Below are 26,178 nucleotides of genomic sequence, written 5' to 3' on the forward strand. Positions count from 1 at the left end.
GCGGGCTGCGCGGCATCCTGGCCGACACGACCCCGCTGAAGACTCCCGCATATCGCCGCCTGTGGCTGGCGAACATCGTCACCGTCATCGGCGCGCAGCTCTCGATCGTCGCTGTGCCGCAACAGGTTTATCAGATCACCCTGAGCTCGGCCTACGTCGGCTTGACGGGCGTGTTCGCTCTGGTGCCCCTCATCGTGTTCGGGCTGTGGGGCGGGGCCCTGGCCGACGTGATGGACCGCCGAACCTTGTTGATGATCACCACGTTCGGCCTGATCGGAACGTCGGCACTGTTCTGGTTGCAGGCGTTCCTGCAACTGAACAACGTGTGGATCGTGTTGGTGCTGTTGGCAGTTCAGCAGGCCTTCTTCGCCGTCAATCAGCCGACCCGCAGTGCGATACTGCCGCGAATCCTGCCCGCGGGGCAGCTGCCCGCCGCGAACTCTCTGAACATGACGGTGATGAACTTCGGTGCCATCGCCGGTCCGCTCAGTGCAGGCATCCTCATCTACTACATCGGACTGGAGACGCTCTACCTGATCGACACCATCGCACTGTTCGCCACGCTGTGGGCGGTGATCAGGCTGCCGGGCATTCCGCCGGCCAAGTCCGGTCAACGCGCCGGATTACGTTCGGTGTTCGAGGGTTTCGCGTACCTCGCGACCCAGAAGGTGCTGCTGGCGTCGTTCGTCGTCGACATCATCGCCATGGTGTTCGGGATGCCTCGGGCGCTGTTCCCGCAGATCGCCCACGACAGTTTCGGGGACCCGGCCTCGGGTGGGCCGGTGCTGGGCATGCTGTTCGCGGCGATGTCCGCGGGAGCGGTGCTCGGTGGAGTGTTCTCCGGTTGGCTACCGCGCGTGCGGCGTCAAGGACTTGCGGTGTTGATCTGCATCGTCGTCTGGGGCGTGGCGATGATCGGATTCGGGCTCGCCGTCGGTGCAGCGACCGACGGAGCGACGACCGTTGCCCTGTGGTTCGCACTGGCGTTTCTGGCGCTCGGTGGTGGTGCCGACATGATCTCGGCGGCGTTCCGCAGCACGATGCTGCAGACGGTGGCGACCGACGAGATGCGCGGCCGACTGCAAGGCGTCTTCATCGTCGTCGTCGCGGGAGGGCCCCGGATCGGCGATGTTCTGCACGGCGCGGCAGCGGCCTCGGTGGGGACGGCCGCGGCCGCCGCAGGAGGTGGTGTGCTGGTGGTCATCGGTGTCTCGATCGCAGCCCTCGCGCTACCGGCATTCATTCGCTACCGAGTGGGCGCAATCGTCGGTAGCAAGACGGTGGACGACACCGTCGTGGACAATGGCTCGCATGGCTCCCACAGCTGAGGCGCAGACGTATTCGTTGACGAGCGGCAAGTATCGCGCCGACGTCGCTGCTGTCGGAGCGGGCCTGCGGGTCCTCGAATACGACGGCTCACCGCTCACCGAAACGTGGGAGGCGGGCACCAAGCCGCCGCTGTCGGCGGGACTGGTGTTGGCCCCGTGGCCCAATCGAACGGCCGACGGAACGTTCGCGTTCGAAGGCGTCGAACATCGGTTGGAGATCACCGAACCGGCCCGCAACAACGCGAGCCACGGTTTCGTCCGACGGGTGGAGTGGACTCTCGACGAGCACACCGAGTCTCGCGTCGAGCAGAGCGTGGACATCGGCACGCACGAGGGTTGGCCGTTCTCGTTGCGATTGACGGTGGCACACGAGCTGTCCGACTACGGTCTGACGGTGACCGCGTCGGCGACGAACACGGGCGAATCGGCTGCGCCGTACGGAATGGGATTCCATACCTACGTGCGTGTCGGGGACGTACCCCTCGACGAATGCACGCTCGAACTGTCCGCGGGTACGCGGCTGCCGCTCGATCCGGTACGCAATCTGCCCGTAGGGCTTTCGGTGCCGACGGCCGATACCGAGTGCGACTTTCGGCAGCCTCGGAACCTCGAGGGCGTGCAGCTCGACACTCCGTTCAGTGCCTCGGTGCCGGACGTAGACGGACGCGCGAAGCACACACTGCGTGGCCCCGACGGCACCGCGACGGTGCTGTGGACCGACAGCAACTTCGGGTGGGTGCAGGTGTTCACCGCCGATCCCGCCAACGATCAGGCGTACCCGGATCGGGGACGTGCGTTGGCGATCGAACCGATGACCTGCCCGCCCGACGCGTTGAATTCCGAGATCGATCTGATCGTGCTCGACCCGGGGCAGACCTGGTCCGGCAGCTGGGGAATGGAGTACGAGAAGTGACGATTCTGGTGTGCGGCGAAGCATTGGTGGATCTGGTGCCGGTGCACGAGGGGCCGCTGCTCTCACCGAAACTCGGCGGCGGGCCGTTCAACGTCGCCATCTCGATCGGTCGGTTGGGGTCGCCGGTTGCCTATCTCTCCCGCATCTCCCGCGACTCGTTCGGCGAGCAGATCCTGGCGAGTCTGCGCGATGCCGGGGTCGACATCTCATGGGTGCAGCGCGGTGACGAGCCGACGACGTTGGCGATGACGACCCTCGCCGAGGACGGCAGCGCCGAGTACTCGTTCTACGCCGATGGCACGGCCGACCGACTTGTTGCCGATCCCGGTGATCTGCCCGACGAGATCAGCGTTCTGTCCTTCGGCACGTTGTCGTTGCTGTACGAGCCCGGCGCGTCGGTGTACGCCGAACTGCTGCATCGAGCTCGGGCCGCGGGCAAGCTGACGATGCTCGACCCCAACATTCGCCCGGCCGCCATCGACAGCACCAGCGGCGACATCACCGCCGACGGATTCCGCGATCGCTTTCGCTCGTGGTTGCCGAGCATCGACATTCTCAAGGTGTCCGAGGACGACTCGCACTGGCTGGGACTGGGCACCCAGGGCACCACCGTCGACGACTGGCTCGCCGCCGGGGTGACCGCGGTGGTGATGACCCGCGGCGGAGACGGAATCTCGGTGTTCACCGCGTCCGGGGAGACGACGGCCACGGGAGTGACAGCAGCCGAGGAGGTGTCGGTACCGGGCGTTGCCGTCGACGTCGTCGACACGATCGGCGCTGGTGACACCGTGCACGGCGCACTGTTGAGCTACCTGGAAAAAGAGACCATTATCACATCGAAAGCGGTACAGGAGATGACCGGGGAGGATTGGCGGCAAGCTCTTTCGTTCGCTGCCACGGCAGCCGCGATCACGGTTTCACGACCCGGTGCCGACCCTCCCTGGGCGTCCGAGGCACCGAGAGACTAGTTTCACTAGCGACGTTAGAACTGTCCGTTTTAAGTACGTGTCCGTTACACGAGTTCGAGAGGGACCATTCGTGCCCGCTGAGAATGATGCCAAAGCCACCCTCACCTACCCCGGTGGCGAATATTCCATGTCGATTGCCGAGGCCAGTGAAGGCAACAACGGTATCGAGCTGGGAAAGCTGCTGGCGACCACCGGCTACACGACGCTGGACGGCGGGTTCGTCAACACCGCGTCCACCAAGTCGGCCATCACGTACATCGACGGTGACGCGGGGATCCTGCGCTACCGCGGTTACCCGATCGAACAGCTTGCGGGCAAGTCGTCGTTCATCGAGGTCAGCTACCTGTTGATCTACGGGGAGCTGCCGTCCGAGGACGAGCTCGAGACGTTCACCGACCGCATCCGTCGCCACACGTTGCTGCACGAGGACCTCAAGCGTTTCTTCGACGGCTTCCCGCGCAACGCGCACCCGATGCCGGTGCTGTCGAGCGCGGTCAACGCACTGTCGGCGTACTACCAGGATTCGCTCGAGCCCAACGATCCCGAGCAGGTCGAGCTCTCCACCATCCGTCTGCTGGCCAAGCTGCCGACCATCGCGGCTTACGCCTACAAGAAGTCGGTCGGTCAGCCGTTCCTGTACCCGGACAACTCGAAGAGCCTGGTCGAGAACTTCCTGCGCATGACGTTCGGCTTCCCCGCCGAGCCGTACGAGGTCGATCCCGAGATCGTCAAGGCACTCGACATGCTGCTCATCCTGCACGCCGACCACGAGCAGAACTGCTCCACGTCGACGGTCCGCCTCGTCGGATCCTCGCAGGCCAACCTCTTCACCTCGATCTCCGGCGGCATCAACGCACTGTGGGGCCCGCTGCACGGCGGCGCCAACCAGGCCGTGCTCGAGATGCTCGACAAGATCAAGGCCGAAGGCGGCGACGCCACCGACTTCCTGCGTCGAGTGAAGAACAAAGAAGACGGCGTCAAGCTCATGGGCTTCGGACACCGGGTGTACAAGAACTTCGATCCGCGCGCGACGCTGGTCAAGGAAACCGCACACACGATCCTGGGCAAGCTGGGCAACGGCGACGAACTGCTCGAGATCGCACTCAAGCTCGAAGAGACCGCGCTGACCGACGACTACTTCGTCGAGCGCAAGCTGTACCCCAACGTGGACTTCTACACCGGCCTGATCTACCGCGCGATGGGCTTCCCGCCGCGCATGTTCACGGTGTTGTTCGCGATGGGTCGTCTCCCGGGCTGGATCGCGCACTGGCGCGAGCAGAACGAGGACACCACCGGCAAGATCGGCCGTCCGCGCCAGATCTACACCGGCTACACCGAGCGCGACTACCAGGACGTCAGCTCCCGCTAGCTCTTGCTGCAGGACAACGCCGCCGGCTCCCCTCGGGAGTCGGCGGCGTTGTCGTTTACGGCCTGCGTATCCCGCCGAGTTCGCAGTTACGCAGGTGATATGGCCACTCTTGGCTGCACAACTGCGATCTCGCTGCGTGACGGGGCTTGGTGTCCCGGCGAACTCGAAGTTATGGACGAGATTCGGCCGGAATCCATCCCTAACTTCGAGTTCGCGGCTGCAGTTCTGTTCGAGCGTGCGCGATGAACCACTGCTCCCATTGCTCGGAGGTCCATCCGCGCTCGCGGGTCAATCTCAGCCACACCGAGCGAGCCGTGAGCAACCACATGGCGTCGACGACGATGTCCGGCGGAGGACCGCCGAGAATCAGCCCTGCTGCCCAACGGTTCTCGTCCCATCGCGTTTTCTCGCGGACCGAGAGTCGCTGCGCAGCAACTGGATCCACTACTGCGGCCTCGTCCAGCACGTGTTGTATGGCCGCGGATCGCTCATGTGCCCCGCGGAGCCAGGCCGCGCCGGCGGCGAGTCGTTCCTCGAACGTTCCGGTGCCCATCTTCTCGTAGTCCGGCAACTGGCGGACGGGCGAGTCCAGGCCGTTCGAGAGCGCACTGTCGATGCATCCGTCCAGTAACGCGAGCTTGCCGTCGAATTGTTGGTAGACGGTCTGCCGGGTCAGACCGGCAGCCGACGCGACGTCGGCCATGGTGGTGGCGACCCATCCTCGACTCAGGAACATCGCATGTGCGGCGTCGGTCACTGCGGCGCGGTTGAGTCGAGCGCGCTCGGTACGCAGGTCCGACGAGTAAGTCCTGGCCATGAGACGCAGTCTAGACATAATTGAGATTACGCTGTGTAATGTTAACTATGAACGAGTACCACTTTCCTACTCGACTCGGTCGGTTACACGTCCGAGTGACGGGCACGGGACCGCCGGTTGTGCTGTGGCACAGCATGTTCGTCGACTCCTCGAGCTGGGATCGCGTCCTGCCGGAGCTGGCTGCAGCTCGGACTGTGCACCTGGTCGACGCCCCATCCTGTGGTTCGAGCGACCCGTTGAGCGAAGCCGCCGATATCTCGGCGTGTGCCGATGCCGCTGTCGAACTAGTGGAAGAGATGCAGCGCCGATGGGGATTCGGCAGCGTCGATTGGGTCGGAAATGCTTGGGGTGGTCATGTCGGTATGGAGGTAGCCGCGCGACGACCGGATTTGATCTCGACCCTCGTTGCGATCAGTGCGCCGACGCATCCCATCGACGAGCCGTTGCGTCGCAAGGTCCGCATGCTGCTGCCGCTGTATCATCTTGTCGGGCTTCGTGGCCCGGTGCGATCGGCCATCGAGGAAACCATTTTCACCGATCACTCCCGAGCTCACGACCCCGAGGCGGTGCAGTTGCTGCGCGACGCAATCGGGCGGGCGGGCCGTCGGGCGACCATCCTGGCCATCGAAACGGCGATTCTGAATCGAACGGACTTGAATTGGGCTGCACGGGCCTTGACGTGTCCGACCCTGTTCGTCACCACCGACGATCGTGGTGAATGGACGCCGGAGGAGGCCCGCGCCGTGGTCGCCACGATGGTCGATGCGCGCGAGGTCACCGTCAGCGGCGCGCGGGTGATACCGGCGTTGGAGCAGCCGGATCGACTGGCCGAGGTGGTCGACGAGTTCTGGTCCAGGCGCGCAGATCCTCGCTGAACTCGAAGTTATGGACGGATTTGGGCCAGAATTCGTCCATAACTTCGAGTTCGCGGCGCACTCAGGCGTCGAAGTGCTTGCGATTCTTCAGCACTGGCAGGTTCTTGCGCACGGCGTCGACCAGCTCGGTATGGATGTCGATCGTCAGCATGCCGGGTGTCGCGTCGAGTTGGCCGAGGATCTCGCCGGTGGGGGAGCAGACGATGCTGTGGCCGACGCCCAGTGGGGCATTGCCTTCGGCGGCAGCAGGTTCGGCTTGATCGCAGGCCGCGATGAAAGTGGTCGAGTCCAGGGCGCGTGCGCGGGCGAGCAGGGTCCACTGCTCCACTTTGCCGTCACCCGATCCCCAGGACGCCGGTACCACGACGAGTTCGGCACCGAGGTCGCCGAGTTTCTGGAACAGGGCAGGGAAGCGAATGTCGTAGCAGGTCGCGAAGCCGACGCGGACTCCCGCGATGTCGAGCACGAGCGGGTCGGAACCCGGTGCGACGGTATCGGATTCGGCGAATCCGAACGCGTCGAACAGATGAATCTTGTCGTAGCTCGCCTCGACGCCCGGGCCGGTGACGAGCAGTGTGTTGGTCACTCTGTCGTCGGGCGCGGGAGTGAACATTCCGGCGACGACGGTGATGCCGGCGTCGGACGCGATCCGACGAACGGTCTGTGCCCATTCGCCGTCCAGTGGCTGCGCGAACTTTCGGATGGGTCCGCCGAAGCAGCGCATCATCGCCTCCGGGAACACGACGAGGTCCGAGCCTGCGTGCGCCGCGGCGCGGGTGTGGGTCTCGATGAGTTCGAGGTTCTCGGTGGGGTTTTCGCCACTGGTGATCTGGGCCAGGCTGATGCGGATAGTCGAGCTCACGGTGTGACTCCTGGTTTCGTCGGGGGAAGACAGGTATACATATCGTATGCAACCACTGTCGGGGAGGGACAAGGCGTACCAGTTCGTCCGTGATCAGGTGTTGTCGTCACCGGCCGCCACCGGCACTTTTCTGAACGAACAGGAACTTGCGACTCGAATCGGCGTATCGCGCACGCCGGTGCGTGAGGCGTTGCTGATGCTGCAGTCCGAGGGTCTGGTCGAGATGGTGCCCAAGCGCGGTGCCCATGTGCCGGCGATGTCCGGACGACAGATCGGCGAATTGATGGATCTGCGCGGCGTTCTGGAACGGCACGCGGCGTCGCGGGCGTTGCGTGCCGGTGACGCTCCGATCGCGGCGATGCAGCATGCGTTGCATCAGCAGGAGCTGCTGATGAACTCCGACAGCACCGACGCTCCCAAGGAATTCATCGACTGGGACGGGACGTTCCATCAGAGTTTGATCGATTCGGCGGGCAGTGATCTGCTCTCGCGCACGTATGCCGGTTTGCGGGCGCGTCAGCTCCGAGTGGGCTTGAGTGCGTTGTTCACCGCCGCCAACCGGCAACACCGAGTGTGCGCCGAGCACCAGGCCATCATCGACGCACTGAGTGCCGGCGACGAGGGCCTGGTGCACGAGAAGATCGACGCTCACCTCGAGGTCACGCTTCAGACTCTGTTGCGCGCGTAGCGTTTTCGTGCTGCTGGCCCAGCAGCACGTAGTGCTCGTCCTCGGTGGGGTCCGGGTTGCGTCCGAGGGCGAGGCCGACGAGTGTCACGGCACCGACGACGACGATGTACCCGGCGATCGGCACCCAGCTGTCCGTCTTGTCCAACAGGTAGACGAAGATCAGCGGGGCCATCGCACCACCGAAGACACCGGCGATCGTGTACGCCAACGAGCTGCCGGTGGAGCGCAACCGAACGCTGAACTGCTCGGTGACGAATGCTGCCTGTGGCCCGTACATGAACGAGTGGAACGCCAGGCCCACCACCACACCCAGGATCAGCAGTGGTAGCGATCCTCCGCCGATGACGAGGAAGAAGATCGCACTCCACGCGACACCGCCCACGGCTGCGACGCCGTAGACGAGGCGTCGGTTGATGCGATCGGACACCGCTCCGGCGAGCGGGATCAGGCCGAGTTGGCATGCCGACCCGATCAGAATGGCGGTCAGTACCTCACTGCGCTCGAAGCCCAACTTCTGTGTGCCGTAAGTGATGGAGAAGACGGTGAACAGCGCGTAGATGACGTCCGGCGCGACACGAGACATGATGCCAGCCACCAGGGGTCGCAGTTCGGTCTTGAACACTTCGCTGATCGGTGCCTCGGAACGTTCGCCGCTTTCCTGCAGCGCCTTGAACACCGGGGTGTCCTCGAGCTTCAACCGGATCCATAGACCGAATCCGACGAGTACCGCGGAGAAAAGGAACGCCACGCGCCATCCCCAGGACTCGAACTGCTGGTCGGTCAATGTCAGCGTCAGAACAGCGAGTGCACCGTTGGCGAGCAGGTTGCCTGCGGGTGGTCCGATCTGTGCTGCCGAGGACCAGAATCCGCGTTTGCGTGGATCGCCGTATTCGCTCGACAGGAGAACGGCTCCGCCCCATTCGCCGCCGACGGCAACGCCCTGACAGAAGCGCATCGTGACGAGAATGATCGGTGCCGCGATGCCGATGGAGTCGTATCCGGGGATCAGACCGATGGCGAAGGTCGTGACACCGATCAACATCAGGGTGATGACGAGGAGCTGTTTTCGTCCGATGACGTCGCCGAGCCGTCCGAAGACGAACCCTCCGACCGGACGGGCGACGTACCCGACGGCGTATGTCGAGAAAGCCAACAGAGTCCCGGTCAGTGGGTCACTGTCCGGGAAGAAGACCAGCGGAAACACCAGAGCTGCGGCGGCCGAGTAGACCGCGAAGTCGTACCACTCCAATGCCGTTCCGGTGAGGCTGGCCGCAAAGGCCTTGGCCAGGCCTTTTCTATCTACCGAAACAGGTTCGGTCATGACGACTCCTTCGTGTGCCTGGGATCACTCTATCCGTTGTACGTGCTCCATACTTGCTGTATACAAGACGTATGCGCAAGCCTTTGGGCGCATCGGAAACAGAAAATTTACGAGGAGAGGGTCCTTACTGATGCTCACATTCACGCTGCCCAACGGCACCTCCGAATCGGTCGAGGTGAACGCGTTGCTCAACGCCGGGTACGCCGGACGCAACCAGGAGGAGGTGGCGTCGCACATCGCGGAGCTGGCCGAACTGGGCGTTCCGGCTCCGACGGTGACCCCGGCGCTGTATCCCATTTCGCCGTACCTGGCGCAGCAGACGGACGCCGTTGCCGTCCAGCACGGCCGTACGTCGGGCGAGGCCGAGTGGGCGCTGGTGATCCTGGGCGACACGATCGACGACGTGCTGCTGACGGTCGCCTGCGATCACACCGACCGTGACCTGGAGGTGCACAGTGTCGCGTGGAGCAAGAACGCGGCTCCCGATGTGCTCGGCACCGGCGCGTGGCGTCTGTCGGAGGTCGCCGATCGGCTGGACGAGATCACCTTGACCGCGTGGGCGGACGGCGTCGCAATTCAGACCGGAACACTCGGTGATCTTCTCGCTCCGCACTACTGGCTCGACGTGCTCGCCGACCGTGGACTGTTCGCCCGTGGAACCGTGTTGATCTCCGGCACCATCTCGATGCACCCCGGTGTGAACCAGTTCGCCGACACCTGGAAGGTCGAGATGTCCGACCCCGCAACCGGCAATACGCTGACCTGCGAATACAAGACGATGTTGATGCCAGCTCCGATCGGCTGACCGTGACGACGTAAAATCGGTGCCGACCATGCCCAGAACACCGCAGTCGGCGTCGGCGGGCCGGCACAACCGCAGGAGACTTCAGTGACGAAGCCAGTGATCGAATTTCAAGCCGGACCGGCACCGTTGGATCTGGTGACGGTCGACCTCGTCGAAGGTGACGGCGCAGAGGCAGTGCCGGGCGGAAACGTAGAGGTGCACTACGTCGGCGTCGAGTTCGACACCGGCGAGGAGTTCGACTCGTCCTGGAACCGCGGCGAGTCCATCCAGTTCCCGCTCCGTGGTCTCATTCAGGGCTGGCAGGACGGCATCCCCGGGATGAAGGTCGGCGGACGCCGCCAGCTCACCATCCCGCCGGAGCTCGCGTACGGCCCCGCCGGCGCAGGTCACCGTCTGTCCGGCAAGACGCTCGTCTTCGTCATCGATCTGCTCGACGTCAAGTAGCAGATCTCTCGTCAGCGGTCCTGTAGCTCGAGCACCAATCGGGCACCCCCGAGGGGGCTGTCTGCCAGATATGCGCGGCCACCGTGCAATTCGGCCTGCTGGGCCACCAGCGCGAGACCGAGGCCGGAGCCGCCCTTCGCGGCTCCGGCTCCACGCTCGAAGCGTCCGAACACCGATTCGCGTTCGTCCACCGGAACGCCGGATCCGTTGTCGTCGATCAGGATTCGGACCAGCGCGTCCGCGCGCTCGACGCGAATGACGACGGTGCTCGCCCCGCCGTGCCGGACGGCGTTGCCGATCGCGTTGTCCACAGCGAGTCGAACTCCGGTGGGTAGTGCGCGAATCGTGATCTCGCACTCCGGTTCCGACTCCACCCGAACGTCCAGACCCGGGTGCTGACGCTGCGCATCCTGCGCGGCGACGTCGCAGATGTCGATGATGTCGGTCTCGACCCGGTCGCCCTCGCTGGACAATTCACCCGATGCCAATCGTTCGAGCGCGGTCAGCGTCGTCTCGACTCGGCCTTGGGTGCGCTCGAGGTCGGTCAGAATTTCCTGTTGCTGCGCGCGCTCGAGGTCGAGGGTGCGCAACACTTCGATGTCGGTACGCATCGCAGTCAACGGGGTGCGCAGCTCGTGGGCCGACACGGCCGCGAAATCGCGCGCCGTGTCCAGGGCGGCATTGGTGCGTTCCTGTGCCTCGTTCAGTCGGGTGAGCATGCCCCCGATCGCGACCGCGAGCTCGTCGGCCTCGGTGACTCCGGTTCGGGTCTGCGGCGCCGACGGAGGCTGAGCGCTGACCTGCCGCGTCAGCGTCACCAGCGGTCTGACGGCACGTCCTCCGAACAGCCAACCCAGGCCCGTCGACACGGCGACCGCCGCCAGCCCCAGCAGGATCACCTGTCTCTGTTGCTCGTCGGTCACCTGCTGCGCCTCGATGGCCGGGACACCGATGGAGATGGACACGGACGAGACCACGGTCGAGGTCGCGGTGTAGACCCGAAACCGCTGACCGTCCACATCCACTGTCTGAGAACCGGTGTCGAGGGCCGGCAACCGCGTCGGCGTCGAGGCGACGACGATGTCTCCGCTGCGAATGGTGACAGCGAACGCGCCGGACAGCTGATCGATGAAGGCTTCCAGCGTCGACGAGTTCGGGACCAGCACCTGCGATGCCGTCGTCAGACGCTCGTCGAGCTGGTTGACGTTGTTACGGGAAATGGCCACCGACGTCACCACGGCCAGGGCCGCCACGACGAGGGTGGCACCGAGGGCAGTCGCCGCCGCGACCCTGGCGCGAAGTGAGAAACTCATACCGACTCCCGCACGACGAAGCCCACACCGCGGACGGTGTGCAGGATGCGCGGCGAGCCGTCGCTCTCGAGTTTGCGGCGTAGATAGCCGACGAACACGTCGACGACGTTGGTGTCGGCGACGAAGTCGTATCCCCAGACCAATTCGAGGAGTCGCTCGCGCGTCAGTACGACACCTTTGTTACGAGCGAGAATGGCCAGCAACTCGAACTCGCGCTTGGTGAGATCGATGTCGACGCCGCCGCGGTGTACTCGGTACCCCGCGATATCGACAACCAGAGTGCCTACTGCGACAGCCGAATTGGGGAGCCCGGGATCGGCTGCCGGAAGGACAGGACTGGTGCCGCGCCGTCGGAGCATGGCCCTGATGCGGGCCACCAGCTCGGCGAGCACGAACGGTTTGGTGAGGTAATCGTCGGCACCGGATTCGAGACCCGCGATGCGATCGTCCACAGAGCTGCGGGCGCTGAGAACACAGATCGGAATGTCGTTCCCCATGGCGCGCAACGCAGTCACGACGCTTGCGCCGTCGAGCACCGGCATGTTGATGTCCAGCACGATCGCGTCGGGCGAGGTGCGCGACACCACGCCGAGCGCCTCGGCCCCGTCCGACGCCGTGATGACCGTGAAGCCGGACAGGCGTAGGCCGCGCTGCAATGACGACAACACATCGGTGTCATCGTCGACGACGAGGACGGTGGCGGGGGTGCTCGGCGATTCGGTCACCTCCCAATGCTAGGCAACCCAGCTGTCGACGGTGGTACGCCGCTCCTCGGGCGTCTTGGCAAAGAATTCTTCCAGGGCCGTGCGGCGATCGACGTCGGCGTCGAGGGTCCAGGCGAGGGCGGGTGCCTTGGCATAGAGCTGCTCGTAGTACTTCTCGAACGTGCAGGTGCTCTCGACGAGGGAGAGGGCACCGGGGAAGGGGCGGATGTTCGTCATGATGTTCTCTCCTCTGCTCGCGGCTGATCGGCGTATTTCCCAAGGTAGAGGCCGATGTTGCGGCGGCGGTGAGCATGGATTGGCGATTCTCTGAGAATCCCCGAAACAGTGATGGGGGTTGCTCGTAGCCGGGTTGGGTAAGACTGACGGCATGTCGCTCGTTTGGTTTCGCCGTGATCTCCGACTGGGGGATCTGCCCACCCTCACCGCCGCTGCCGAGACCGGGGATCCGGTACTGGGGCTCTTCGTACTGGACGACCGATTGCTCAAGCCCTCCGGCGGTCCGCGCAAGGACTTCCTGTTCCGGTCGCTCGAGGCACTGAACGAGCAGCTCGACGGAAGACTGATGGTGGTGCACGGCGACCCCGAGTCGGTGGTGCCGAAGGTGGCGAAGGCGATCGACGCCGACGAGGTGCACATCAGCGCCGATTACGGTCCATACGGCCGGGAGCGGGACCAGCGCGTCGGTGAGAAGGTGACGCTGGTCGAGACCGGGTCGCCGTATGCCGTTGCGCCCGGACGGATCACCAAGAACGACGGTGAGCCGTACAAGGTGTTCACGCCGTACTCACGGCAGTGGATGGAACACGGTTGGCGTGGACCGGCCGATACGTCTGCGAAAACCGTGACGTGGATCGACCCCGACGACGTGAAAGGCGTGAAGCGGGCGAAGATTCCGAGCGAGACGGAAACCTCCGACGCCGACGCAGGGGAGAAGGCCGGACGGGCGCAGTGGGAGGATTTTCTCGACGACGTCTCGAAGTACGACGACGAACGCAACCGCCCCGACCTGGATTCGACGAGCCGGATGTCGGTGCATCTGAAATACGGCACCATTCATCCGCGCACCATGCTGGCGGACCTGGGCAAGCTCCGCAACGAGGGTGCCGCTGCGTATCGGAGGCAGATCTGCTGGCGAGACTTCTACGCCGACATCCTGTTTCAGCGCCCCGACAGCGCGCGGGAGAATTACGTCAAGAAGTTCGACAAGATCGAACTGGACTCGGGCAAGCACGCCGACGAGCTGTTCGACGCCTGGTGCAAGGGTGAGACCGGCTTTCCGATCGTCGATGCCGGTATGCGGCAATTGAACTCGGAGAAGTGGATGCACAACCGGGTCCGTATGATCGTCGCGTCGTTCCTCGTCAAAGACCTGCACCTGCCGTGGTGGCGAGGTGCCCGCTATTTCATGCAGCATCTCGTCGACGGCGATCTGGCCAACAATCAGCACGGCTGGCAGTGGACCGCCGGCACCGGTACCGACGCCTCGCCGTACTTTCGGGTGTTCAACCCGATCACCCAAGGTGAGAAATTCGATCCGACGGGCGATTACGTCCGGCGCTGGGTACCGGAGCTACGCGGCGAGGAGGGAAAAGCCGTGCACACGTTGAAGTTCGGCCGACCCAAGGAGTACGTGGATCCGATCGTCGACCACAAGCACGAGCGTGAGGTTGCTATCGCGCGGTTCAAGGCGCTGTAACGGCTGCTATTTCCTGCGGGACAATCCGACACCCACGAGGCAGATGACACCGCCGACGACGGCGAGAATGTGCGGTATCTCGCCGAGCAACAACCAGGCCAGAGTGATGGTGATCGGCGGTACCGCATATGTGGTGATGCCGAGCTTGCCCGCGTTCATGCGCGTCAGCGCGTAAGCCCAGGTACTGAACGCCAGCGCGGTGGGAACCAGGCCGAGGTAGAGCAATCCGCCGGTGGCTCCGGCCGAGGCGGTCGACAGGTCGTCGAGCAGAGCAGGCGCGAACGGGAGTGTGCAGACCGCGCCGATGGTGCAGGCCATCCAGGTGACCTGCAGGCCGGGGACCGTGCGCAGTACCGGCTTCTGGCTGAGTACTCCGATCGCATAGGTCACTGCGGATACGAGACACAGTGCGATGCCGAGGAAGTCGGCGTCCGTCCTGGTGGTCGAGGTGGTGGTCACGGCGGTGACGACGCCGACCATGACGGCACCGGCGAACGCGATACCGGCACCGATCACCAACCACTTCGGAAAGCCCTCGCCCAGAAGCAGACCGGCGAACAGCGCCACCAGGATGGGGCCGATCTGAATGATCATCGACGTCGTTCCGGCGTCGACACGTTGCTCGGCGGCGTTGAGGGCGACGTTGTAGACGCCGAACCAGAACACGCCGACGCTGGCGATCTGTAACCACTGAGTGCGGTTCGGCTTGACCCACTGTCTCCTGACCAGCACGATCGCGCCGAGGGCGCACGATCCGATGAGGAGCCTGCCCAGAGCCAGTGGGCCGGCACCGAACGATTCACCGACGCCGCGGATGGCGACGAAGGCCGAGGCCCACGAGATCACCGTGACGGTGACCGCACCGAGGGCGAGCCAGTCGACGGCGGGGCGAGTGTCGAGATCTGTCATGCCGAGGACGCTATCGTGCGGGAGTGCCCCATGGCGCGCGGGTTTCGGCCATGGTTGCTTCGGTTTCCGCCTATCTGCCGAGTAGCTTCTCCAGTGCATCGAGGACTGCGGGATCCTCAATGGTCGACGGGACCCCGTACTGCTCACCGGCGACGATCTGTCGCATCGTCTTTCGGAGTATCTTGCCCGAGCGGGTTTTCGGCAGAGCTCCGACGATCGTCACATCGCGGAACGTCGCCAGTGCACCGATTTGATCGCGGACCATGGCCACCAGTTCGGTACGCAATTGCTCCTCGGAGATGTCCTCGCCGGCCTTGAGAACCACGTACCCGCTGGGACGCTGGCCCTTGAGGTCGTCGTGGATACCGATGACGGCGCATTCGGCGACGGCGGGATGGCCCGCGAGCACCGCCTCCATCGACCCTGTGGACAGGCGGTGGCCGGCGACATTGATGACGTCGTCGCTGCGACCGAGTACGTAGACGTAACCGTCGGCGTCGATGTAACCGGAGTCGCCGGTGAGGTAGTAACCGGGGAACGTATCGAGATACGAACGTTGGAAACGTGATTCGTCGTTCCACAGTCCGACCAGCGCACCGGGCGGCAGTGGTAGCTGCACGACGATGTTGCCTTCCGAGCCTGCGTCCACGGGATTACCGGACGCGTCGAGGATACCGACCTGGAATCCCGGTACCGGTACGGTCGGCGATCCGGGTTTGATCGGAAGTGGTTCCAGCCCGCGAAGATTGGCGCAGATGGCCCACCCGGTCTCGGTCTGCCACCAATGATCGACGACGGGTCGATCGAGGGTGCGTGAAATCCACTCGTAGGTATCGGGATCGAGGCGTTCACCGGCGACGAACAGTGTCTCCAGCGAGGACGTGTCGTATTTCTCGAGCTCGGCAGCGTGGGGATCGACCTTGCGAATGGCGCGCAGCGCGGTCGGTGCGGTGAACAGAGCCCGCACACCGTGGTCCTGGATCACCCGCCAGAACGCGCCTGCATCGGGAGTCCCGACGGGCTTGCCCTCGTAGAGAACCGTTGTGGCACCGGCGAACAGCGGGCCGTAGACGATGTACGAGTGTCCCACCACCCACCCGACGTCGGAGGCCGTCCACATCACCTGACCGGCATTCACGTCGTAGATGTTGCGCATCGACCACGTCAACGCGACGGCATGACCGCCGTTGTCGCGCACCACGCCCTTGGGCTTGCCCGTCGTACCCGACGTGTAGAGGATGTACAGCGGATCCGTCGCCGCCATCGAAACCGGTTGTGCGGCTGACGCGTCGGCGATGAGGGTGTCCCAACCCAGCCACTCGTGTTCGCCGGGAATGCCCTCTCGTGATTTCACGATCACGGCCGGTGTGTTCGCGGTCGTGAGCGTCAGGGCGCGCTGCACCAACGGCAGATACTCGATGACGCGCCCCGGTTCGAACCCACCGCTCGCGGTGATCAGCAGCACCGGCTCGGCGTCGTCGATGCGCGCGGCGAGTTCTTTGGCGGCGAATCCGCCGAACACCACCGAGTGCACCGCACCGAGTCGCGCACACGCGAGCATCGCGATGACGGCCTCGGGAATCATCGGCAGATAGATGACCACGCGGTCGCCCGGCCCGACGCCCTGCGCGCGCAGCACCCCGGCGAAGCGCGCGGTCTCGTCGAGAAGTTCGGCGTAGGTGTAGCTCCGGGTGAGCCCGAGCATCGCCGAGTCGTAGATCAGCGCGGTGCGATCGCCGTGGCCGGCGTCGACGTGCCGATCGAGTGCGTTGACGCATGTATTGAGACGGGCTTCGGGAAACCATTGCGAACCGTCGAACGCCGTGGTGGGAGGGGTGTCCCAGTCGACTCCCGACGCGGCCGCCAGCCAGAAGTCCTCGCGGTTGTCGATGCTGCTGTCGAACGCCTGCCGATACTCGCCACTCATGTCTGCGAGCGTAGTTCGAGGTGGGGTGGTCCGGGCCGGGTTGCGCACTACCGGCGACGACCGGCGGAATCCCGTCGACCGGCGGTCGGAATGTGCATCGGTGCCCACACGCCGTCAAGATTCACCGCTGGGGCGTCAAGATTGCGTCAACACCCCTGTTCGACGCCACCGCCCGGCGCAAGACTTCTTCTCATGACTCTTGTGGACATACTTCCGTCTCTCGGTGCCGCCTACGTCTCGCGGTGCGATCCAGCGCTCTGGCCGGCGGACACTCACTGTGTGTGCGGTCGCATCACCGTTGACGGCGTTGCGTTGGAGGATGTGGCCGATGCCGAGGGCACTCCGGTGCAGTGGGGCTCGATTCTGGTGACTCGGGTGCGTTCGGTGATCGCAGGCGAAGTGGGCGTCGACGCCGAGTTCGGGGATCTGCTGCAGGCCGTCGTGGTCAATCGGCATTCGGTGGGCCCGGTGGTCAAGGTCGACGTGCACGGTCCGGGGCGCTGCTGCGTCAGTCCGGTCGAGTTGCCCGCGGACCTTCGGGCGGGCGATGTGTTGGCGCTCGTGACCTCGCACGTGCACGGCGGAGCCTGCGGTCGTTCCGCAGGCTCCACTCCGGTCTCGTAGCAGGGGTTGAGTTTCCACTCACAAGGCGACCCCGAGAGTGCGGTAGCGGCCGAGTCGCGCACTCGTCCGAGCTGCCGCTTCGAGGGTCGACAGCTCGCGTAGTTCGCGGACAATGGCATCGGCGATGCGACCGGAGAACGCGGCCGGTTCGTCGGCCGCGTCGGGGAGTTCGGGAACGATGGCGTCGACGATGCCGTCTCGCAGCAGGTCGACCGACCTGATGCCCTGAGCCTCGGCCATGTCCGGTGCATGGGCGGTGTCGCGGTGCACGATTGCGCTGGCTCCCTCGGGTGGAAGCGGTGCGAGCCAGGCATTCTGGGCACACAGGACGCGGTCCGCGGGCAGCAATGCGAGTGCTCCGCCGCCGGTGCCCTGGCCCAGTAGTACCGACACCGTCGGGGTGTTCACGGTGACCAGGTCGGAGATCGACCGCGCGATCTCGGGAGCGAGACCACCCTCCTCGGCTTCTTTGGACAGTGCTGCGCCGAATGTGTCGATGACGAGCACCAGAGGTAGCCGGAGTTCCTCGGCCAGGCGCATGCCGCGGCGAGCTTCTCGTAGTGCTGCCGGACCCATCGTTGCCGTGGCGGTGCTGCTGCTTCGGTCGTTGCCGAACAGCACGCAGGAGACACCGCGAATGCGGCACAGGGACAACAGGATCGAGGTGTCGGCCTCGCCCTGGCCGGTGCCGCTGAGCGGAACATGTTCGGCCGCAGCATGTTCGATGATCTGCCGAATCCCTGGACGATCGGCGCGGCGCGACGACTGCACCGAGTGCCAGGCCGATTGCTGGGGAATGCTCGTACGTTCGACTTCGGGAACGTCCGTCCACACGGATGCGTCGACGATCACTCGCAGCGTGCGGATCAGCAAGTGACGCAATTGCTCGACCGGCACCACACCGTCGATGACACCGTGCTGGTACAAATTCTCGGCGGTCTGGACGCCATCGGGAAATGGCTTGTCGTACAGGGCCTGATACACCCGCGGGCCGAGGAACCCGATGAGGGCCTCGGGTTCGGCGACGGTGACGTGGGCCAGTGAACCCCAGGATGCGAAAACGCCTCCCGTCGTCGGATTGCGGAGATACACCACATACGGCAGGTGCGCCGCTTTGTGTGCGGTGACGGCCGAGGCGATCTTGACCATCTGCACGAAGGCCAACGTTCCCTCCTGCATGCGCGTGCCACCGGAGGTGGGGGAGGCAATGAGTGGCAGGCCCTCTGCAGTGGCGCGCTCGATTGCGGAGGTGATGCGCTCGGCCGCCGCGACTCCGATCGATCCGGCGAGAAACGCGAACTCGCAGGCGATGATCGCGACGCGTCGGCCGTCGATGGTGCCCTCGCCGGTCAACACCGATTCGTCGACGCCACTCTTCTCGCGGGCCTTGGCCAGGTCCCGCTGATAGGAGTCGTTGGGGTTAACGTTCACCGGGTCGGAGTCCCAGGACACGAACGATCCGCCGTCGAGAACGGAATCGAGAATCTCGGCGGCGGATGTCCGTGGGCTCATGGCGCGAACTCTATCGAGCGAATGCTTCCTTCCACGAGACGGTCTTGCCGATCCGAAGAATGGAGCGCTGATAGATCTTCGCTGCGCCCATCGCCAGGATCGCGGTGGTGATCACCATCAGGACTGCCGAACCGACGATCTGCACCGGCGAGGTCACGCCCGCGGCGATGCGCAGCGGCATCATGATCGCCGAGAACGGCGGGATCCAGCTCAATGTGTTGGCGAGAGTGCTCTCCGGATCGCTGACGGAATAGAAGGCCGCGAAGAACATGGCCATGATCAGGATCAGCAGTGGCATGGTTGTCGAGTTCACGTCCTCCTGCCGCGAGACCATGGATCCGCCCGCTGCATAGAGCACTGCGAAGAACGCGAAGCCGAGAATGAACCACGCGAGTGTGGCCGCGAAGACACTGACCGCGGCACCGGTGACGGTGAGTACGCCTGTGCCCAATCCTGCTCCCACACCGGCAATCCCGTACAGAGCGAGCTGCAGGATGCCGACCGCACCGATGCCGAGAATCTTGCCCCAGAGCAACTGCAGGGGGCGAACGGTGGAGAGCAGCAGTTCGACCACGCGCGAGGACTTTTCTTCGACGACGCCCATCGCGACGTACATGCCGAAGCCGATGATCTGTGCGTACAACAGGAACACGGCCGACAGGGCCAGGGCGGTCCGCTGACCGGCCTCGGGGTCGGGCGGATCGATCGCGTCGACGGTGACCGTGGCGGCACTCGTCGCTGCCCCGAGCTCGTTCTGGTCGACACCCTGTTGCGCCAGTGCAGCATTCGTGGCCTGCGTCGCGACACTGCCCTCGACGACGGCGCGCAACGTGCCGGTCAGATCGGACTCGGTGACGGCGGTGTATGCGCCTGCGTTGCCGTCCGGAACCAACGCCACGTCGAGATCCCCGGATTCGACGCCACTGCGCGCGGCCGCCGCGTCGGCAACGTCACGGACTTCGACGGGACTTCCGACGGCGTCGCCGGTCGCCTCCAATACAGCCGCGATCGACTGATCTCCGGCGACGCCGATCACGTCGCGTTCCTCGTCGCCGCTGCCGGAGAAGATCGAGAACGCGATGATGCCGCCGACGATGACGGCCAGGATGATCACGTTGCTGATGACGAAGCTCTTCTTCATCACCTGAACGGTGAACTCGCGCTTGGCGATCAGTGAGACCGCGCTGAAGGAATTCAGTTGTGAGCTCATGCCACTACCGCCTCTCGGAACAGGTCGCTCAGGGAAGGTTTCTGGATCGAGAATTCGTGGACCGGTCCGGTCGCGAGAGCGGCCCGCAGGACTTCTTGATCATCGGCTCCCGGTGCCAGCCCGAGAACGGTGACGCCGTCGCTGTGCCCGAGTGTGCTCACTCCGGCGATGCCCGACGCCCATCCGGGCGCAGCGTTCGGTGCGTGGACGTGCAGGTGCGAATCTCCTGATCCGCGTAGTTCGTCGACGGTACCGACGGCTTTCATCGAGCCGGCTGCGATGATGCCGACGCGGTCGCACAGGCGTTGCACCAGATCGAGTTGGTGGCTCGAGAACACCACCGGCACTCCGGCAGCGGCCTTTTCGCGCAGTACCTCGCTCATGACATCGACGGCGATCGGGTCGAGGCCGGAGAACGGTTCGTCCAGCACGAGCACTGCGGGGTCGTGCACCAGCGCTGCTGCCAACTGCACGCGCTGCTGATTTCCCAGGCTCAATGCGTCGACGGTGTCGTTGACGCGCTCGTCGATGCCGAGGCGTTCGGTCCAGCGGATCACCGCGGCTTTGGCATCCTTCGACGAGAGGCCGTGTAGCTCGGCCATGTACGCCAACTGCGGGCCGACCTTCATCTTCGGGTACAGCCCGCGTTCCTCCGGCATGTAACCGATGGTGCGGCGAACATCGAGGTCGACGGGCTTGCCGCCCAACAGAACCTGGCCGGAATCTGCCGACAGCACGCCCAGCGCGATGCGCATCGTGGTGGTCTTGCCCGCGCCGTTGCTGCCGACGAAGCCGAAGAGTTCGCCCGGCCGGACGTCGAAACTCAGGTTGTCGAGGGCGATCTTGTCGCCGTATCTCTTGGAGACGGAGTCGATCGTGAGGGTGCTCATGGTGCCCTTTCGGTCGTTACTGCTGGTCGAACTCTTCGGTGTCTTCTAGTTCGGGGTCAGGGGTTATCCACGCGAGAATCATTGCGGGGGAGCACCCGCCGGCCAGCAGGGCAGCGAGCGTCCACAAACCTGCGGCGTAAGCCAGGTTTTCGTTGTCGTACGCTCCCGACAGCACGATCAGTACAAGAATTGCCACCATCACCAGAGCCTGAGTGACGGTGAGGCCGATCGAGCGTGCTTCGTTGCGCTGCTGCACTTCCCATTCGTCTAGTGCGCCCACCGGTGCATCGCTGTGCCGACGGGACACTGTTTGCAGCATCGTCCACGTGACGAGAAACATCACCGTGGCCGGGATCCATGCGATCGGTGCCCACCGGGAGAACAGTGACCACACGGCAATCACCAACATGGTGAGCAAGGACGCCATCAGGAAGACGGCGAGTATGCGTCGACGTTTCTGCGTGCGCCACTTCGGAAGCCAGTGACGGGTTTTAGCGTCGTTCTCCAAGAAGCGCCGCGTGCGACGCTCCTGATAGCGGGTGAGGATGTCGGAGCCGGGCGTGGTCATCGATCCTTTTCCTTTCGGAAGAGTTCGGCCGAGAGTGGTCCGAGTTCGGTGCGTGAGAACACCGCTTCGATCGGCAGATCGAAGACGTCGCAGATGCGCATCGCGAGGTCCAAGCTCGGGTAGTGGTCGCCTCGTTCCAGGGCTCCCACCGTCTGGGGATTCACTTCGACGAGTTCGGCCAGTTGCGCGCGGCTCATCTTTCGTTCTGCCCGCAGAACACCCACCCTGTTGTAGATCGGGAGCGCGGTACCGCGCTTGACGGGGCTCATGACAATGAAGTGTTGTATAAACCCAACGATGTGTCAACCGTTAATAACAAACTGCTGATTTGTCTACGGGGTGTGCTGCTCCCGAGTGGAGGCGACGATGGCGCGCATCGTCGTCAGGAACTCATCGATAGTCGCGCGCTGCTCGGGTGTGAAACGCGCGAGCTCGTCGACGGCTCGGCCGATGATGGGGCCGAAGAACGTCGTCCCGAGTTCCGACGCATGCGCGGTCACGCGCAGCAATACTCGCCGGCGATCGGATGGGTCTGCTTCGCGTGATACCAAGTCTCGCTTGCTCATTCGATCGATCAGGGCCGTGACCGACGCGGATTCCAGGCCCAGCTGGGTTCCTAGCCAACCGGGGGTAGCGCGCGTTCCGGCTCGGTCCGCGTCGAGGAGACAGATCAGCGCCCGGATATCCGTCGGGTGGAGTGCATGTCTCTGCGCGAATTCTGCGCCCAGAAGATCGAGGTCGACCGTCAGTGCGCGTAGCTGATGGACGGTGGAGGCGGGCTCGGTCATGTGCTGATCCCTCGGGAGATGCTGGACGAGATGTCTCTCCATTGTCTACTATCTCGATCATCGAGAGAATGGAGGGTTGCAGTGACGCTGGACGAATTCTTCTCCGCCTACGACCGGGTGCTGCAGAAGTGGCCGGCGGATACCCAAGCCATCGACGTGAACACGGTGCACGGTGCCACACGAATCAACGCTTGCGGGCCGTCGACGGTCCGGCATTGGTGTTGCTGCCGGGCGCGGGTGCGACGTCGACCGTCTGGTTCGCCAATGTCAACGCGCTCGCAAGGCACTATCGGGTGTACGCAGTGGACCTGATGGGCGACGTCGGACGGAGCGTGCCCGGTGAACGCGCCATCGACTCTGTCGAGGAGCTACTGGATTGGATGTCGGCCGTCCTCGACGAGTTGAACCTGCCGACCGTGGCACTGTGCGGCCATTCCTACGGCGCGATGATCGCTCTGGCGTACGCCCTGCGCAACAAAAGCCGCGTCGATGCGCTGACGCTACTCGATCCCAATTCCTGCTTCGGCTCCATGAGTCCGCGGTACCTGGTGCATGCCCTGCCGATCCTGCTGTCGCCCAACGAGAAGCGGCAGCGTGCTTTCGTCCGATGGGAAACCGATGACGCGCAGTTGGATCCGGATTGGCTCGACGTGCTCGCGCTCGGAGCCGCGCACGCCCCGACGTCGAAAACCATCGTTCCGAAACGGCCGAAACCTGCTGCGTTCGCGAACTTCGGTGTAGCGACAACCGTGGTACTGGCAGGGAATGGCAAGGTGCACAATGCCGCTCGGATCGAATCGGCGGTCCGAACCGTCCTGCCTGCAGCGCGGACCGTGATACTCGACGGAGCCACGCATCACACGTTGCCGATGCGTCCCGCCGCCGAGGTGAACGAAATCCTGCTGAGCTGACGTGAATCGGGTGCAGCTGACCGCGCTCACCGCGGTCAGCTGCACCCGATTCAGCGCGACCTACTTCTCGCTCAGCTGCCCATCGTTCATCGTCCAGTGACGCGTGCTGCGAACCGTGTCGAGCATGCGGCGATCGTGCGTCACCAGCAGCAGGGTGCCCTCGAAGTTTTCCATCGCGCGTTCGAGTTGTTCGATGGCGGGCAGGTCGAGGTGGTTGGTGGGCTCGTCCAACACCAGCAGGTTCACGCCGCGGGCCTGTAGCAATGCGAGTGCGGCACGGGTTCGTTCACCCGGCGACAGGGACGACGCCGGCCGCAGTGCGTCGTCGCCGCGCAGCCCGAACTTGGCGAGCAGGGTGCGCACCTCGGCGTCGGGCCACTCGGGAACTGCTGCACTCAAGGCGTCGGACACTGTTCCTTCGCCGACGAAATAGGCTCGTGCCTGGTCGATTTCGCCGATCGCCACACCCGAACCCAGTGAGGCCGTTCCCTCGTCCGGCGTCAACCGACCCAGCAGTACCGAGAGCAACGTCGTCTTGCCGGAGCCGTTGGGTCCGGTGATGAGGATGCGATCGCCCCAGTCGATCTGCGTCGTCACCGGACCGAAGGTGAACTCCGATCGGCGTACGACGGCTCCGCCCAACACCGCGACAACGGTCCCGCTGCGAGGAGCCGCCGCGATCTCCATCCGCAGTTCCCATTCCTTACGGGGTTCCTCGACCACCTCGAGTCGCTCGATGCGGCGCTGTGTCTGACGGGCTTTCGCGGCCTGCTTTTCGGTCGACTCGGCGCGGGTCTTGCGGGCGATCTTGTCGTTGTCGGTCGCCTTTCGTCGCGCATTGCGGACGCCCGATTCCATCCAGTTCCGCTGCATCTGCGCGCGAGACTCCAACGCGGATCTGGTGTCTGCGAACTCGTCGTACTTCTCCCGTGCATGCTGGCGCGCAATTTCACGTTCCGCGAGATAGGACTGGTAGCTGCCGTCGTACACATCGATGCGACGCTGCGCCCGATCGAGCTCGACGACACCGGTCACCGTCCGCGCCAGAAACTCGCGATCGTGACTGACGACGACGATGGCCGCCCGCGTCGCGACGACGAATTGTTCGAGTTGCTCGAGGCCCGCGAGGTCCAGGTCGTTGGTGGGCTCGTCGAGCAGAAGAATGTCGTAACGCGCAAGGAGAATCGCGGCGAGCCCGGCTCGGGCGGCCTGCCCGCCCGATAGATCCGTCATGAATGCGCTGCCGTCGACATCCAGGCCCAGATCCGCGAGTACCTTCGCCGTCCGCTCCGCCAGGTCGGCACCGCCGAGGGCGAGCCACCTCTCCAGCGCCGGGGTGTAGAGGTCCTCGTCGGCAGGAGCGGAGCCTGCGGAGTGACCGGAGTCGCTGCCACCCAACGCCTCGGCGGCTGCGTTCATGGAAGCTTCGGCCGAAGTGACCCCGGTCCGCCGGCCGAGGAAATCCAACACCGTCTCCCCGGCGATGCGCTCGGGCTCCTGCGCCAGATACCCGACGGTCGCGTCGGGCGGGCTGGTGTAGATCTCACCCTCGTGATCGGCCGTTCCCACGCCCGCCAGCAGCGTCAACAGCGTCGATTTACCGGCACCGTTCGCACCGACCAACCCGATCACATCGCCCTCGGCCACCGTCAGATCGAGGCCGGAGAACAGGGTTCGATCGCCGTGAAAGGCGGCCAGATCGTCGATGCGGAGCGTGGCAGTCACCGGACCAGTATCCCCGGGACCGGGAACAGATTCACAGCGCCGTCCGTTGGCATTCGTATGACGTATTCAGCCGAGACCAGTACTGTCCCGACCATCGTGCTCAACGACGGCACGTCGATTCCCCAGCTCGGGTTCGGTGTGTGGCAGGTTCCCGACGACGGTGCCCAGGCCGCAGTGTCCGAGGCGTTGAAGGTCGGATACCGCAGCATCGATACCGCCAGGGTGTACGAGAACGAGGCCGGCACCGGCAAGGCGATCGCGGAATCCGGCATCGCCCGTGATGAGCTGTTCGTCACCACCAAGCTCTGGAACGACGATCAGGGCTACGACTCGACCCTGAAGGCGTTCGACGCCAGCATGGAACGACTCGGACTCGAGTACCTCGACCTGTACCTCATTCACTGGCAGCAGCTCGATCGCGACAAGTACGTCGACACCTTCAAGGCATTCCAGAAGTTGAAGGCGGACGGCCGCATCGGTTCGATCGGCGTCTCGAACTTCACCATCCCCACGCTCGAGAAGCTGATGGACGCAGTCGGTGAGGTCCCGTCGGTCAATCAGATCGAGCTGCATCCGCGCTTCATCCAGGAAGAACTGCGCGCTTTCCATACCTCGAAGGGCATCGCCACCGAGGCGTGGAGCCCGCTCGGCTCCGGCACCGTTCTGGACGATCCGGCCTTTGCGCCCATCGCCGAGGCACACGGCGTCACCCCGGCGCAGGTGATTCTGCGCTGGCACATCCAGCTCGGCAACGTCGTGATCCCCAAGTCGGTCACCCCGGAGCGGATCGCGAGCAACTTCGACGTGTTCGGCTTCGAGCTGAGCAACGACGAGATTCAGCAGATCAACGCTCTGGACACCGCCGACGGCCGCACCGGCCCGGACCCGGACAAGTTCAGCAGCTGACCCGCCATGTGAGTGGAACTTCGTAGTGGACTACGAAGTCCGGAGTGGAGCCTGCGGAACGACCGCGGGCACAGCGCGCACATG

At 64.5% G+C, this 26,178-nt stretch carries 27 protein-coding genes; 12 read left to right on the plus strand and 15 right to left on the minus strand.

From position 1 onward, the window contains the following. The first annotated feature begins 5 nt into the window (after positions 1 to 5). The 4 genes from ASH04_RS13365 (at position 6) to ASH04_RS13380 (ending at position 4,578) form a co-directional block, all read left to right on the plus strand. Positions 6 to 1,328, plus strand: coding sequence for an MFS transporter (locus ASH04_RS13365; protein ID WP_052053171.1), 1,323 nt, complete (start codon positions 6 to 8; stop codon positions 1,326 to 1,328). Continuing rightward, complete coding sequence (locus ASH04_RS13370) at positions 1,312 to 2,241, plus strand: aldose 1-epimerase family protein (protein WP_057473956.1); 930 nt, start codon at positions 1,312 to 1,314, stop codon at positions 2,239 to 2,241. Before ASH04_RS13365 ends, ASH04_RS13370 begins: the two co-directional genes overlap by 17 nt. Then, a complete protein-coding gene (locus tag ASH04_RS13375; protein ID WP_027495924.1) occupies positions 2,238 to 3,209 on the plus strand; it encodes a carbohydrate kinase family protein in 972 nt (323 codons plus the stop codon). Before ASH04_RS13370 ends, ASH04_RS13375 begins: the two co-directional genes overlap by 4 nt. 70 nt (positions 3,210 to 3,279) lie before the next feature. After that, a complete protein-coding gene (locus ASH04_RS13380) occupies positions 3,280 to 4,578 on the plus strand; it encodes a citrate synthase (RefSeq protein ID WP_027495925.1) in 1,299 nt (432 codons plus the stop codon). A 199-nt stretch (positions 4,579 to 4,777) separates the two neighbouring features. Here ASH04_RS13380 and ASH04_RS13385 read toward each other — a convergent pair whose 3' ends face one another. Continuing rightward, positions 4,778 to 5,395 carry a TetR/AcrR family transcriptional regulator gene (locus ASH04_RS13385; protein WP_027495926.1) on the minus strand — a complete coding sequence of 206 codons (618 nt, stop codon included), beginning with the start codon at positions 5,393 to 5,395 and terminating at the stop codon, positions 4,778 to 4,780. Between the two features lie 47 nt (positions 5,396 to 5,442). On the opposite strand from ASH04_RS13385, the gene ASH04_RS13390 reads away from it, so the two are divergent. After that, a complete protein-coding gene (locus tag ASH04_RS13390) occupies positions 5,443 to 6,270 on the plus strand; it encodes an alpha/beta fold hydrolase (protein ID WP_027495927.1) in 828 nt (275 codons plus the stop codon). Positions 6,271 to 6,331: 61 nt separating this feature from the next. Here the strand turns inward: ASH04_RS13390 and ASH04_RS13395 are convergent, their stop codons facing one another. Next, positions 6,332 to 7,132: a carbon-nitrogen hydrolase family protein gene (locus ASH04_RS13395; RefSeq protein ID WP_027495928.1), complete on the minus strand. Its 801-nt coding sequence runs from the start codon at positions 7,130 to 7,132 to the stop codon at positions 6,332 to 6,334. A 46-nt stretch (positions 7,133 to 7,178) separates the two neighbouring features. Here ASH04_RS13395 and ASH04_RS13400 point away from each other — a divergent pair, with 46 nt between their 5' ends. Next, positions 7,179 to 7,820, plus strand: a complete 642-nt coding sequence (locus tag ASH04_RS13400; protein ID WP_027495929.1) for a GntR family transcriptional regulator — start codon at positions 7,179 to 7,181, stop codon at positions 7,818 to 7,820. Here ASH04_RS13400 and ASH04_RS13405 read toward each other — a convergent pair. Then, complete coding sequence (locus ASH04_RS13405) at positions 7,792 to 9,141, minus strand: MFS transporter (RefSeq protein WP_027495930.1); 1,350 nt, start codon at positions 9,139 to 9,141, stop codon at positions 7,792 to 7,794. The genes ASH04_RS13400 and ASH04_RS13405 overlap by 29 nt on opposite strands. A 130-nt stretch (positions 9,142 to 9,271) precedes the next feature. On the opposite strand from ASH04_RS13405, the gene ASH04_RS13410 reads away from it, so the two are divergent. Together ASH04_RS13410 and ASH04_RS13415 are read left to right on the plus strand one after the other, a co-directional pair. Continuing rightward, the gene (locus ASH04_RS13410) at positions 9,272 to 9,946 is read left to right on the plus strand and encodes a DUF2848 domain-containing protein (RefSeq protein WP_027495931.1); all 675 of its coding nucleotides are present in this window, start codon (positions 9,272 to 9,274) and stop codon (positions 9,944 to 9,946) included. Positions 9,947 to 10,030: 84 nt separating this feature from the next. Beyond that, on the plus strand, positions 10,031 to 10,390 hold the full coding sequence (locus ASH04_RS13415) for an FKBP-type peptidyl-prolyl cis-trans isomerase (protein ID WP_027495932.1): 360 nt from the start codon (positions 10,031 to 10,033) through the stop codon (positions 10,388 to 10,390). An 11-nt stretch (positions 10,391 to 10,401) separates the two neighbouring features. Here the strand turns inward: ASH04_RS13415 and ASH04_RS13420 are convergent, their stop codons facing one another. The 3 genes from ASH04_RS13420 to ASH04_RS13430 are packed head-to-tail and all read right to left on the minus strand — an operon-like array spanning position 10,402 to position 12,644. Next, positions 10,402 to 11,703: a sensor histidine kinase gene (locus tag ASH04_RS13420; protein WP_027495933.1), complete on the minus strand. Its 1,302-nt coding sequence runs from the start codon at positions 11,701 to 11,703 to the stop codon at positions 10,402 to 10,404. Then, positions 11,700 to 12,428, minus strand: a complete 729-nt coding sequence (locus tag ASH04_RS13425) for a response regulator transcription factor (RefSeq protein ID WP_057473699.1) — start codon at positions 12,426 to 12,428, stop codon at positions 11,700 to 11,702. Before ASH04_RS13425 ends, ASH04_RS13420 begins: the two co-directional genes overlap by 4 nt. A gap of 9 nt (positions 12,429 to 12,437) precedes the next feature. Continuing rightward, entirely contained in the window at positions 12,438 to 12,644 is a 207-nt protein-coding gene (locus ASH04_RS13430) for a hypothetical protein (protein WP_032365896.1), read from the minus strand. Positions 12,645 to 12,795: 151 nt separating this feature from the next. Between ASH04_RS13430 and ASH04_RS13435 the strand changes: the two genes are divergently transcribed. After that, positions 12,796 to 14,124: a cryptochrome/photolyase family protein gene (locus ASH04_RS13435; RefSeq protein WP_027495936.1), complete on the plus strand. Its 1,329-nt coding sequence runs from the start codon at positions 12,796 to 12,798 to the stop codon at positions 14,122 to 14,124. Positions 14,125 to 14,130: 6 nt separating this feature from the next. Here the strand turns inward: ASH04_RS13435 and ASH04_RS13440 are convergent, their stop codons facing one another. Both ASH04_RS13440 and ASH04_RS13445 read right to left on the minus strand, forming a co-directional pair. Further along, positions 14,131 to 15,033 (minus strand): DMT family transporter, encoded by a 903-nt coding sequence (locus ASH04_RS13440; protein ID WP_027495937.1) that lies wholly within the window; start codon positions 15,031 to 15,033, stop codon positions 14,131 to 14,133. Between the two features lie 70 nt (positions 15,034 to 15,103). Further along, entirely contained in the window at positions 15,104 to 16,960 is a 1,857-nt protein-coding gene (locus ASH04_RS13445) for a propionyl-CoA synthetase (RefSeq protein WP_057473700.1), read from the minus strand. A gap of 192 nt (positions 16,961 to 17,152) precedes the next feature. Here ASH04_RS13445 and ASH04_RS27555 point away from each other — a divergent pair, with 192 nt between their 5' ends. Beyond that, on the plus strand, positions 17,153 to 17,584 hold the full coding sequence (locus ASH04_RS27555; RefSeq protein WP_027495939.1) for a hypothetical protein: 432 nt from the start codon (positions 17,153 to 17,155) through the stop codon (positions 17,582 to 17,584). An 18-nt stretch (positions 17,585 to 17,602) separates the two neighbouring features. On the opposite strand, the gene ASH04_RS13455 is transcribed toward ASH04_RS27555, so the two are convergent. The 6 genes from ASH04_RS13455 to ASH04_RS13480 all read right to left on the minus strand — a co-directional run bounded on the left by ASH04_RS13455 (position 17,603) and on the right by ASH04_RS13480 (position 22,552). Continuing rightward, positions 17,603 to 19,096, minus strand: coding sequence for a carboxyl transferase domain-containing protein (locus ASH04_RS13455; protein WP_057473701.1), 1,494 nt, complete (start codon positions 19,094 to 19,096; stop codon positions 17,603 to 17,605). 10 nt (positions 19,097 to 19,106) lie between these two features. Next, entirely contained in the window at positions 19,107 to 20,306 is a 1,200-nt protein-coding gene (locus tag ASH04_RS13460; RefSeq protein WP_032365902.1) for an ABC transporter permease, read from the minus strand. After that, on the minus strand, positions 20,303 to 21,196 hold the full coding sequence (locus ASH04_RS13465) for an ABC transporter ATP-binding protein (RefSeq protein WP_032381681.1): 894 nt from the start codon (positions 21,194 to 21,196) through the stop codon (positions 20,303 to 20,305). The genes ASH04_RS13460 and ASH04_RS13465 overlap by 4 nt, the downstream gene beginning before the upstream one ends. A gap of 16 nt (positions 21,197 to 21,212) precedes the next feature. Next, positions 21,213 to 21,764, minus strand: a complete 552-nt coding sequence (locus tag ASH04_RS13470) for a hypothetical protein (protein WP_057473702.1) — start codon at positions 21,762 to 21,764, stop codon at positions 21,213 to 21,215. Continuing rightward, positions 21,761 to 22,033 carry a helix-turn-helix transcriptional regulator gene (locus tag ASH04_RS13475; RefSeq protein WP_032365905.1) on the minus strand — a complete coding sequence of 91 codons (273 nt, stop codon included), beginning with the start codon at positions 22,031 to 22,033 and terminating at the stop codon, positions 21,761 to 21,763. The genes ASH04_RS13470 and ASH04_RS13475 overlap by 4 nt, the downstream gene beginning before the upstream one ends. Positions 22,034 to 22,096: 63 nt before the next feature. After that, entirely contained in the window at positions 22,097 to 22,552 is a 456-nt protein-coding gene (locus tag ASH04_RS13480) for a MarR family winged helix-turn-helix transcriptional regulator (protein WP_057473957.1), read from the minus strand. A gap of 191 nt (positions 22,553 to 22,743) precedes the next feature. On the opposite strand from ASH04_RS13480, the gene ASH04_RS13485 reads away from it, so the two are divergent. Continuing rightward, positions 22,744 to 23,463 carry an alpha/beta fold hydrolase gene (locus ASH04_RS13485; protein WP_327212965.1) on the plus strand — a complete coding sequence of 240 codons (720 nt, stop codon included), beginning with the start codon at positions 22,744 to 22,746 and terminating at the stop codon, positions 23,461 to 23,463. Between the two features lie 60 nt (positions 23,464 to 23,523). Here ASH04_RS13485 and ASH04_RS13490 read toward each other — a convergent pair whose 3' ends face one another. Further along, positions 23,524 to 25,188, minus strand: a complete 1,665-nt coding sequence (locus tag ASH04_RS13490; protein WP_057473703.1) for an ABC-F family ATP-binding cassette domain-containing protein — start codon at positions 25,186 to 25,188, stop codon at positions 23,524 to 23,526. A 57-nt stretch (positions 25,189 to 25,245) separates the two neighbouring features. Here ASH04_RS13490 and ASH04_RS13495 point away from each other — a divergent pair, with 57 nt between their 5' ends. Next, positions 25,246 to 26,094 (plus strand): aldo/keto reductase, encoded by an 849-nt coding sequence (locus ASH04_RS13495; RefSeq protein ID WP_057473958.1) that lies wholly within the window; start codon positions 25,246 to 25,248, stop codon positions 26,092 to 26,094. The last annotated feature ends 84 nt before the right edge of the window (positions 26,095 to 26,178 follow it).

The sequence above is a fragment of the Rhodococcus sp. Leaf233 genome, from assembly GCF_001426165.1.
Classification (GTDB): Bacteria; Actinomycetota; Actinomycetes; order Mycobacteriales; family Mycobacteriaceae; genus Rhodococcoides; species Rhodococcoides fascians.